Origin of the sequence: Coprococcus sp. HPP0074 (assembly GCF_964238105.1) — a bacterium.
GTDB lineage: Bacteria > Bacillota > Clostridia > Lachnospirales > Lachnospiraceae > Faecalimonas > Faecalimonas umbilicata.
On sequence record NZ_CAXSKS010000012.1, the window covers coordinates 16,121 to 27,201 of the forward strand.

10 protein-coding genes are annotated in these 11,081 nt (G+C 38.3%); 2 read left to right on the plus strand and 8 right to left on the minus strand.

Going from position 1 to position 11,081, the window contains the following annotated elements; translation table 11 throughout:
* The first annotated feature begins 255 nt into the window (after positions 1 to 255).
* The gene (locus ACESPO_RS13100; RefSeq protein WP_317344839.1) at positions 256 to 921 is read left to right on the plus strand and encodes a hypothetical protein; all 666 of its coding nucleotides are present in this window, start codon (positions 256 to 258) and stop codon (positions 919 to 921) included.
* 118 nt (positions 922 to 1,039) lie between these two features.
* Here the strand turns inward: ACESPO_RS13100 and adhE are convergent, their stop codons facing one another.
* The gene (gene adhE, locus ACESPO_RS13105; RefSeq protein ID WP_016441567.1) at positions 1,040 to 3,652 is read right to left on the minus strand and encodes a bifunctional acetaldehyde-CoA/alcohol dehydrogenase; all 2,613 of its coding nucleotides are present in this window, start codon (positions 3,650 to 3,652) and stop codon (positions 1,040 to 1,042) included.
* A gap of 395 nt (positions 3,653 to 4,047) precedes the next feature.
* On the opposite strand from adhE, the gene ACESPO_RS13110 reads away from it, so the two are divergent.
* Positions 4,048 to 4,314, plus strand: a complete 267-nt coding sequence (locus ACESPO_RS13110; protein ID WP_008977681.1) for a glutaredoxin domain-containing protein — start codon at positions 4,048 to 4,050, stop codon at positions 4,312 to 4,314.
* 273 nt (positions 4,315 to 4,587) lie between these two features.
* On the opposite strand, the gene ACESPO_RS13115 is transcribed toward ACESPO_RS13110, so the two are convergent.
* The 7 genes from ACESPO_RS13115 to ACESPO_RS13145 form a co-directional block, all read right to left on the minus strand.
* Complete coding sequence (locus ACESPO_RS13115; protein WP_008977682.1) at positions 4,588 to 4,932, minus strand: GNAT family N-acetyltransferase; 345 nt, start codon at positions 4,930 to 4,932, stop codon at positions 4,588 to 4,590.
* A 106-nt stretch (positions 4,933 to 5,038) separates the two neighbouring features.
* Positions 5,039 to 5,944: an NAD-dependent epimerase/dehydratase family protein gene (locus tag ACESPO_RS13120; protein ID WP_499788978.1), complete on the minus strand. Its 906-nt coding sequence runs from the start codon at positions 5,942 to 5,944 to the stop codon at positions 5,039 to 5,041.
* 280 nt (positions 5,945 to 6,224) lie between these two features.
* A complete protein-coding gene (locus ACESPO_RS13125) occupies positions 6,225 to 6,839 on the minus strand; it encodes an AAA family ATPase (RefSeq protein WP_008977684.1) in 615 nt (204 codons plus the stop codon).
* On the minus strand, positions 6,833 to 8,179 hold the full coding sequence (locus ACESPO_RS13130) for a PTS sugar transporter subunit IIC (RefSeq protein WP_499788979.1): 1,347 nt from the start codon (positions 8,177 to 8,179) through the stop codon (positions 6,833 to 6,835). Before ACESPO_RS13130 ends, ACESPO_RS13125 begins: the two co-directional genes overlap by 7 nt.
* Positions 8,180 to 8,212: 33 nt before the next feature.
* A complete protein-coding gene (locus ACESPO_RS13135; protein ID WP_008977686.1) occupies positions 8,213 to 8,536 on the minus strand; it encodes a PTS sugar transporter subunit IIB in 324 nt (107 codons plus the stop codon).
* A 16-nt stretch (positions 8,537 to 8,552) separates the two neighbouring features.
* Positions 8,553 to 8,885: a PTS sugar transporter subunit IIA gene (locus ACESPO_RS13140; RefSeq protein WP_008977687.1), complete on the minus strand. Its 333-nt coding sequence runs from the start codon at positions 8,883 to 8,885 to the stop codon at positions 8,553 to 8,555.
* A gap of 112 nt (positions 8,886 to 8,997) precedes the next feature.
* Entirely contained in the window at positions 8,998 to 10,893 is a 1,896-nt protein-coding gene (locus ACESPO_RS13145; protein ID WP_008977688.1) for a BglG family transcription antiterminator, read from the minus strand.
* Between the last annotated feature and the right edge of the window lie 188 nt (positions 10,894 to 11,081).

The window sequence follows — 11,081 nt, forward strand, 5'->3', positions numbered from 1 at the left end:
AAAAATGAATATGGATAGGTATCGGTACATGTATAAATTAATACAATGCTCTATATAAGATAATATATTTCTTTAATTTTCCAGTCAAATCAATATTTTTTATATACTTATTCACTTTATCTATCTGTTTTAGGTATTGACAAAGCAAACTAAATTAATTAAAATAGCAACATGAACGCTGTTCATTTTGAAAATGAGGCTTCATCAGTCAGGTTGAAAACACTATTATTCACAAAAACATTAGGAGGTTATTTTATGCAGGCAATAGTTGAAACAGTATTTGACGCATGTTATCTTATAGGGGTCGTTACATTGGGAATTCTTATGATTGCTAAAAGTCATGGGAATAAGCAGTACCGCCTCTTTGGAATTATGGCAGTTGTATTAGGATTCGGAGATGCATTTCACCTGGTTCCGAGAGCAGTTGCATTATGTACAACAGGATTAGATAACTTCACAGTTGCATTGGGAACAGGTAAATTTATTACCTCTATCACAATGACCGTATTTTATATCATTCTATATTATATTTGGCGAATCAGATACCATGTAAAAGTGAAAAATATCTATACTATATTCGTATATGGTATGGCAATAGCTAGAATTGTCCTGTGTCTGTTTCCACAGAATGCCTGGACAAGTTCAGCATCTCCATTATCGTGGGGAATTTATAGAAATATTCCTTTCACAATTATGGGTCTTATTATTATTTATCTATTTTATAAAAGTTCTAGAGAGCAAAACGATAAACTATTCAAAAATATGTGGCTGACAATCGTCATTAGCTTTGGGTTTTATTTGCCTGTTGTATTATTTGCCGATCTTGTGCCTATCATTGGAATGTTGATGATCCCAAAAACATTGGCATATGTTTGGACTGTTTGGATTGGATATCACGCCATGAAAGCTGAACAGCAATAATCACAAAAAAGACAGAAGACACTGACTTTCGTCAGTCCTCCTGTCTTTTTCTAATGCCCTTTTCAGCCTTACGTCTTCTTTTTCCCTAACTAGGTAGCTACTACTATCTTTCCTGAAATTAGTTTCCGTAGTAAACTCTTAAGTACATTTCTTTGATTTCTTTCATCAGTGGATATCTTGGGTTTGCACCTGTACACTGATCATCAAATGCCTGTTCTACCATTTCATCTAATGTATCCAGGAAGTATTTTTCATCTACTCCGTATTCTTTGATCGTCTTTTTGATTCCAACTGCTGCTTTTAATTCATCGATCTTCTCAAGGAATTTTTCAAATGTTTCTTTGTCGTCTTTTCCTACAACGCCAACGAATCTAGCGCATTCTGCATATCTTTCTAATGCGTGTGGATACTGATACTGAGAGAATGTTCCCATCTTTGTAGGCACGTCTGTTGCATTGAATTTCATTACTTCGTTGATCAGTAACGCATTTGCAACACCGTGTGGTAAGTGGTGGAATGCTCCTAATTTGTGTGCCATTGAGTGACATACTCCTAAGAATGCATTTGCGAATGCCATACCTGCCATGCAGGAAGCATCTGCCATTTTCTCTCTTGCGATCGGATCGTTTGCTCCGTTTTCGTAAGCAGATGGTAAATATTTGAAGATATTTTTCATTGCTTTTAATGCAAGACCATCTGTATAGTCTGTTGCCATGATAGATGCATATGCCTCTAATGCATGTGTAAGTGCATCAATACCGGAAGCACTTGTCAGTCCTTTTGGCTGGCTCATCATATTATCAGCATCGATGATCGCCATCTTCGGTAATAATTCGTAGTCTGCTAATGGATATTTTACTCCAGTCTTTTCATCTGTGATAACTGCAAATGGTGTCACCTCAGAACCTGTTCCTGAAGATGTCGGGATTGCAACGAAGTAAGCCTTCTCTCCCATTTTCGGGAATGTATATACTCTCTTACGGATATCCATGAAACGCATTGCCATATCAAGGAAGTCTGCTTCTGGATGTTCGTACATTACCCACATAATCTTTCCGGCATCCATTGCTGATCCACCACCAAGAGCGATAATCACATCTGGCTGGAATGCTGTCATTGCTGCTGCACCTGCTTTTGCACATTCCAGTGTCGGGTCTGGAGCTACTTCATAGAAGCATGTGTGCTGGATTCCCATTTCATCTAATTTTTCTTCAATACCTTTTACATATCCATTGTGGTATAAGAAGCTGTCTGTTACGATGAATGCTTTCTTTTTGCCCATCACTGTTCCCAGTTCATCAAGAGCAACCGGCATACATCCTTTTTTGAAATAAACTTTTTCAGGAACTCTGAACCAAAGCATGTTTTCTCTCCTCTCGGCAACTGTCTTCACGTTGATCAAATGTTTTACTCCTACGTTCTCAGATACAGAGTTTCCTCCCCAAGAACCACATCCCAATGTAAGAGACGGAGCTAATTTGAAGTTGTAAAGATCACCGATTCCACCTTGAGAAGAAGGTGTGTTGACAAGGATACGGCATGTCTTCATAGCTGCTGCATGTTTTGCAAGCTTCTCTGTCTCTGCAGGGTGTACATAAATGGAAGCTGTATGTCCATATCCACCGTCAGCTACTAACTGCTCTGCCTTTGCGATCGCTTCGTCAAATGTCTTTGCTTTGTACATTGCAAGTACCGGAGATAATTTCTCGTGTGCAAATTCTTCTGAGATATCTACAGATTCTACTTCACCGATCAGAATCTTTGTATCTTCCGGAACATCCACTCCTGCCAATGCTGCGATTGTGTGAGCAGACTGTCCTACAATTTTTGCATTTAATGCACCGTTGATGATGATTGTCTTACGAACTTTTTCAATCTCATCTTTTTTGAGGAAATAGCATCCTCTGTATGCAAATTCTTCTTTCACTTCTTTATATACTTTTTCCAGAACTGTCACAGACTGCTCTGAAGCACAGATCATACCATTATCAAATGTCTTTGAATGAATGATAGAGTTTACTGCGAGCTTCACATCTGCTGTGTCATCGATGATAACCGGTGTGTTACCAGCTCCAACTCCGAGTGCCGGCTTTCCTGAAGAGTAAGCTGCTTTTACCATTCCAGGACCACCTGTTGCAAGGATGATGTCTGCATTTTTCATAACTTCATTTGTAAGCTCCAGTGATGGTACATCGATCCATCCGATGATTCCTTCCGGTGCTCCTGCCTTTACAGCTGCATCTAAAACTACTTTTGCTGCTGCGATCGTAGCTGCTTTTGCACGTGGATGTGGGCTGATGATGATTGCATTTCTTGTCTTTAAGGAAATCAATGTCTTAAAGATTGCTGTAGATGTTGGGTTTGTTGTCGGAATAACCGCTGCAACAAGACCAATTGGCTCTGCGATCTTCTTGATTCCGAATGCTTTATCTTCCTCAATCACACCACATGTTTTTGTATCTTTATATGCATTGTAAATATATTCTGCTGCATAGTGATTTTTAATTACTTTATCTTCAACGATTCCCATTCCAGTTTCTTCTACTGCCATTTTTGCTAATGGGATACGCATTTTATTTGCTGCCAAAGCTGCTTCAAAAAAGATTTTATCTACCTGCTCTTGTGTAAATGTAGCAAATTCTCTCTGTGCTTCACGCATTGCTTCCATTTTTGCTGTAAGAGCTTCTACACTGTCAATAATTGCTGGTACTACTTCTTTTTTCTTTGCCATACCAATTTTTCCTCCTGTAAATGAGTTAAGTAAATTCTTTTCTACATCCCCTAGTATATTTTCTCGTTAAAAAAATGTCAATAGAAAAATTGATATTTTTTTAACTATCATTGTTTTTCTTATATTTTGACGAAAATGATTGTTTTCTCTATCTTTTTCTTGTGCATTTCACACGCAAAAAGCAAATTGGTTTTCACAAGCGTTTTTTTATTGTTAAAAATAATTCGAACTCTTCCACTTTTCCCCAGCAAGACCAACCCATACTATATAAATTTTCTCACAAAATGAGTAATTCCTTTTCCAGATTATGCTATACTGATATAGAAACAGTAAACCTTTGTATGGCAAACTTTTGCCGTTCAAGACAATCTCAAATACTAGCAGGAGGAAACAAATTGAAACTTGTCATTTATGGAACAGACACTTGTAAAGACTGTGTAGATGCAAAAGCGCTGCTTGATGCAAAAGGGATTCGCTATCTCTTTCTTGAATTTTCTGACAGCATCGGGAATCTCAAACGCTTCTTAAAAATCCGTGATACCAATCCAATGTTTGATGCAGTAAAGGAAAAGGGTGGCGTTGGAGTCCCACTCTTTGTGCTGGAAGACGGAACGATGACCTTCGATGTAAATGAGGTCATAAGCAAAATAGAAAACGCATAGCAGCCCATCTCAAAACAAGGAAAAGATGTAGCCTTTCCCTTCTTTGTCCATAAATCTCCTCTCTCGGAAATTCATGGAGAAAGAATTTTAAAACTACATCTTTTTCTTCTCCAGTTTTCTTATATTTTTAAAATTTACTTTTCAGGTTACTTCTATATTCACCATTCTAGCGTCAGTTCCTGAAGTTTTGTAATTCTTTTTTGCTCATAATCAAGCAGGATCTCAATTTTGTACTGTTTCTGCATCAGATATACCATAAATTTCCGCTAGCCTCTATCTCTTCAACGGAATCCGCGTAAAATATTCTGCTTCATTCTCATGATGAATATAAGCTCCATTTTTCTTCTGCACGTTCAGGGAAGTCAGATTATCTTTATGTACCGAAAGATAGATTTCCTCCTCAGGCACGATTTTTCTTACAATTTCCAACAGCATTTCCAGACCTTTGGCTGCATATCCTTTTCCCCGGCACTTTGGAGAAATCCCATAACCGATATGCCCAGCTCCGTGAATGAGTCCCTCCGTCAAGCGATGCCGTAAATTGAAAATTCCAACGTATTCTCCCTCCGTTTCCAGAAGGTATACAGTATCCGGTACAAATCCTTCCGGAAGATTCACTCCTTCTGAAGTCTGCTTCCCAAAGTTTGATCAGTTTCATCTCTTCTCACCGCATTCTTCTTTTTGCTGATTCTAACATAACGGGTTAAGAAAAGAAAGCTTTTGTTTATCCTCTCATCTCGTTTTCAATATATTCTATATACTCTCTTCTCTCTACCTCTTCTTTGTTTTCACAATACCACGCAAATGCCTCTCGCAATCCTTCATAGAAATCTTTCACATCCGGCAGTAGTTCCTTCTGCTTTTTGACATCCAGCACATACTCATATGCCGGAAAGCAAAAATAATCTGTCTGGCAAAACTGATCCCCTATAAGCCGCACTCTCAATGGTTCTCCTGCTGCCTGATAACACAGCTCCACAAAGGTACGAATATCTATTGCCTCATTTCCCACATTAAAAATATGCTCTTCTGGTCTTTTCTCAAGAATAGCTTCCATCAATCTGCACAAATCCTCCACATGGAAAAATTGAAGCTTCTGGCTTCCATCCCCCGGCATATAAAATTTTCTGTGCTGCAATGCACAATCAAATACAAAGGCTTCCCGGTAAACATCGTTCATCGACCCATACAGATATGGAGGACGGATCACATAGGCATCCGGCACTTTCTCCATCAAATACTCCTCCGCCTCAATTTTATCACTTCCATATTTTCTCCAGATAGAATTGTATCCTACCGTCTGCTCCTCTGAAAAAGGCTGCGGCAATGTCTCAGGGTATACCGCACTGGAACTGATCAGGATATAAGTGGAAAATCCCTTCAACTCCGCAAGAAGATTTTTCACATCTTCCTTCGTATATGCAGTAATATCCAACACATGATCAAAATTTTTCCCCTGCAGCACTCCATTCAGCTGATTCCGGTCTGCACAGATCCACTCAACTCCTGAGACCTGCGGCCTCGATCCCCGGTTCAGCACAGATACCTCATACCCTCGTTTTACAAAATATTCTGCTGCAAATTTACTTACAAAAACCGTTCCGCCTGTAATTAATATTCGTTTTCCCATTTCCATTGTCTCCTCTATTATCCCATCGTTCTTCTTCCGTTATTTTACTTCGTACTTTCTTACTGCTTCCTTTTATTATGGGAAATTTTATCATAAGATATTTTGAAAATCTAGTTTTCTAAAATAAAAAACTCCCGTAAAAACATACGAAAGCATCTGTTTCTACAAGAGTTTTCTATTCTAAAAAAGGGAAAAATCAGCATCAGCCTCTCTTTCCCCTTTTTTTAAACACTATGAGATTTCATCTTACAGTTCTCAGCTATAATCGTCAACAATTTTCCTAAAACTGCCATCCATTGAACTTAAATGTTGTAGGCGATACGTTCTCAGGATCATAGCGTTTTAACATTTCTTCATACCGTTCTTTATAATCATTGTCAATTTCTGCCTGTGGGATTACTTTACTTGCCTCATGAAGGAAGTGGAAGGAATCTCTTCCCATCTCTTGTCCGCGGCGTGTATGTTTATCCAAAGCCACATCCGGAATCTCCGGAAGCTCTCCCATGGCAAATCCTTTGATACAGATATTTTTGAGTAAGTCACTGGATCTGTCTTTCTGTGACTGAACGAGATACCGGATCGCATGAATAAAGTAGATCGGGCGGTCTCCGTCTGCATAGTCAAATTCTTTTCTCATTTGGAACAGACTGTTCACTACAACTGCCGCCATCGGATTTCCCATTCCAATATCTTCTACGGAAATCGTAAGGAGTCGTCTCCACATCTTCTCTTCTAACTCCGGTGATGTAATATACAACTCATATGCGAACTTGCATGCGTCTTCTTCATTTGCACGTCGGATACTCTTCTGTAATGCAGAAATCACTTCATCACAACAATATCCATTCCGTGTTGTGATCGACTGCCACGGATCATACATTGTCTTTTTTACCATTCGAAATCATCCTCCTCTTCGGCCTCTTTTGTTTCTTTCTCTACTGCCTGTTTTTCATATACCTTAAAGAATGGGTAATAAATCAGCACACTCAATGCGATACATAAGAACATAAAAATTACATTTCTAAAATCCATTCCGGACATCCATCCTTGGATAAAAAATGGAATAAAGGAAGGGTCTGCAACATATCCTGGTGTAATCCATCCAAATACCTGCGCATAATATCCAAGTACAACACAAATAGATGGTGTGAAAATATATGGAATTGCAAGAACTGGATTGTAAGTCATAGGCACTCCAAATGTAATCGGCTCATTGATGGAACAGATTCCCGGCACAATAGAGATTCGTGCAAGCGATTTCAGCTTTGCGGATTTTGATTTCCACATCAGTAAGATCAAACCAAGTGTTCCTCCGGCTCCTCCGAGCATTGCGTAGCGGAATAACTGAAGGTTCATCGGATTAGTCGGTGCAAGCCCTTCTGCTACAAGAGCTGCATTTACTCCTGTTCCAGCAAGTCCAATCATAAATACGATTGAAAATACAACAGATGTTCCATTGATACCAAAAAACCATAAAATATTTGAAAACATAATGATTCCGGCATACACCCAGATATTATTTCCGACATCGATCGCAGGTGTAAGTAAGCTCATGATCGCCTCTGGAATAGATTTTCCGATCAAAGAAATTAAAATCAGATTGATGCCATATACAATAACAATATTTACAAAAAGTGGAAGCAATGAGTTTACAAATGTAGCAACCATACTTGGTACCGATGCTGGAAATTTAACCTTAATTCCCAGTTTGTCCACCATGCGGTTAATCTCAACACATACAAAACTCAACACTAATGCAATGAACAATCCATCACTTGTCAAATACTGGGATGTAATTGCTGAAATCGCAGCATCTTCTCCCACCGGAACTTGAACCACTTTGGAACATACAAGTAAAAATACAGACATTGACATAATACCATTGACTGCCGCATTCATCTTGTAACTCTTTGCCAAACAATAGGCAACCGAAAATGCAGTCATCAATCCCAGCATTCCAAACGTCATATTATATGGCGCAAGAATCCATTCGCTGTTTGCTACTGCCCACTCTTTCCAATTAATTAAAAAACGGATAAAAAGATTGGTTGTATTCATATCTACCGTTTCTAAATTAATCGGAGGATTATTCAAGATCATAAAAATAGAACCAATGACAAGCAATGGCAGTGTCATCATCATACCATTTGACAATGCCTGCAAATGTCTTTGATTACCCAGTTTCGCCCCCAAAGGAGATAAATATTTTTCCAAAAAACCTGTGAATTTTTTCATAAGTATATATCCTTTACCTCTCCGTTTACTCTTTTATTTCCCAACTGCTCTCATCATTTTGATTGCAGTTTTTAAAACTTTCTCTCCATTCATCATTCCATAATCACCTGAATCGATCACTGCAATCGGAATTCCTGTCTTTCCATATTCTTTCACTGTCTGATCGTACAGATATTTCACTTGTGGTCCGAGCAAAATACAATCTGGATGTTTTGCTGCGATTATCTCTCCGATCTGCTCATGTGGAAATGCTGCGACTTCCATATCTAATTGGTGTGAATTTGCAACTTCCTGCATCTTTGCAGCCAGCATACTTGTTGACATCCCTGCACTACAAAATAAGTACACTTTTTTCATATCTTTTTCCTCTCTTTTATGCTTCTTTTGCTTCTAAAATGGAAATTCGTCTGTAAGCATCCATCAATTCCACTGCCAGAATCTTGCACGTCTCCGCTGCCATCAACTGATCCTCCGCATGAATCAACAATAAATTTGGTGTTTGCTCCATCTCTCCGGCGGCTTCCTTATGGATCAGATCTGCATGAACCTTATGTGCCTGCAAAAATGCATCTCCACCCTCTTTGATCAACTTCTCCGCCTCTTCATAGTTTCCTTGTTTTGCTGTTTGAATCGCTCCCATATAAGCACTTCTCGCTTCTCCCGCAAAAGAAATAATCTGAAAACAAACCAGCTCAAGTTCTTCCATCTTCTGCACCTCCTAACCTTTACTTAAAGTATATCGTAGATTTTTTTATTTTCCTCCAATGTTTCTTCCTAGTATTAGGAAATGCTGTCTGTTTTTAGAAACATGCTGCCCCTTACAAAAGTGTATTCACAAAGCTCTGATAATCCTGAACTTCCAAAAGTCTCGCAAATTTCTCAGGATTGGAAACGATATCATCCAGCCAGTCAAAGAAAATCTTTAAAAAATTTCTATTTTCTTCTGTGATTGCCAACAACAGTACAAATCGCACCTCATAACTCCCCCATTGGACCGGCTGCTTTAAAATTGCAGTGCTGATTGCAGAATGAATTGTCTCCTGATGAGACATATTGTGCGGTATTGCAAAACCATGAAAAAAAGATGTTGGAGAAAGACGTTCTCTTTTCAGTACTCCCTCCTTAAAATTTTCTTTTACATACCCACGGGCATACAGTTTATCACACATATCCGATATAATCTTTTCCGGTTCTTCTACTGCCATATTTGCTGTAAAAAACTCTTCTCTGATCAGATTCAAAATAAAAAACTGAAAATTATTTCTATAACGGATCTGATCTAATCTATTCAATGTCTGAAAAACAGCTGCTTCATCTGTATGAGCAAAAAACATAGATATTTCTGTTGTCTCAATATCCAGAGCATGTGCCACCGGTTGTGTCGTCAGTATCAAATCGAGATTTTTCTCCCTGATAAGTGATTCTTCAAAATAGCTCATACAACCCACAATTTCCATACGATCCTGAAAACGGTTCACGATTTTCTGTATGCACAAATCCTTTACTGTCTGATTGTGAGGACATATTAACAAGCATCTGTATTTTCGTCTTAAATTTGCTCTTTCATATGCAGATCCAAGATGTAATGCAATAAAAGAAATCTCATTCTCACTGATGATGATATTCAAATGTTCTTCCATAATCTTGCATACCCACACTCCCATCTCAAAAATGAGGGGATATTTTCTCTTCACTTCTTCCAAACATGTATGATCAATCTCAACATTTGCATAGTGTCTCTTTAATAGGGAAACTGTATGTACTTCCAGTCCAAGTCTGAATTCACAATCTTCACTGAAATCAATATCAAAATGTTCCCGAATCTCAACGATAATATGCTGTACCAAATCCGAAGCTAATCCTTGTAGCTGTTCTTCTTCACAATATCCTTTTCTTTTTCCATGTTCCAAATAAATGGCAAAATCACAGATCTCTGCCTCCCGAACTTGTAAAGACAGTCTAGCGCCGATTTTTTCAAAAAAATGTCGGGAAATTTCATATTCCTCTCTTCCATATTTCCCCTGCTGCTCTTCATCCTCTTTTAAAAAATGACAAGCAAAATTTCTTTCCAAAATCACTCCTACATGGATCAATAGAGTAGGAATCCTTACTTCATTCATTTGATAATGAAATTCCTCAAAAATATCTTTTAAAAGCTCCTTTACTTTCAGGAGATCAAAGCGCATAAAATTTTCTGCAACTTTATTTAAATTCCACAGATTGCCGCTGATCTTATAGGAGATCAACTCTTCATATAAATGTCTCTTTTCCCGTTCTCCTCCGGAAAGTTGCAGCATATTACTTTGACGGATTACCTTTAACCCTTGATAATTGTCCAGTAATTTTCGGATTTTATTCATATCATTTTCCAGTGAAAACTCTGAAATACACATCTGGTCTGCTAACTGATATATATTTACCTGATTATGCTCCACCAATGTTTTCAGGATCAGCCATCTTCTTTCTTCCCCTGTCTCCGGAATTTCCTTTTTTGTCTCTTCTATAAATCTTTTTACTTTTTCTCCCTGAATCCGGTATCCTTTCCGGATATTAGATTCAATCATCGTATCTGCGTAAAACTCATTGATCGCAGCAATATCATTGCGGATTGTCCGATCAGATACATTCAATAATTTTGCAAGATCTTTTCCTACGATCCAATCCTTTTGATTGTTCATGATGGTCATAATCATATTTTGTCTTTTGGTCAGCATGGGCACCCTCCCGTTCTCTCTGAGATCATTCTCATTCATACCTTTCATGATATCGGGTCGTGGTTTCTCTGTCAATGCACCAGTTTCTCTTGCTGACTCTTTTTATAAACGCAAAAAAAGACATCTGCTCCTGCAAATATCTTCTCTCTTTTCTATCTCTTCTCTTTTTCATATACCTTCAAAATCAC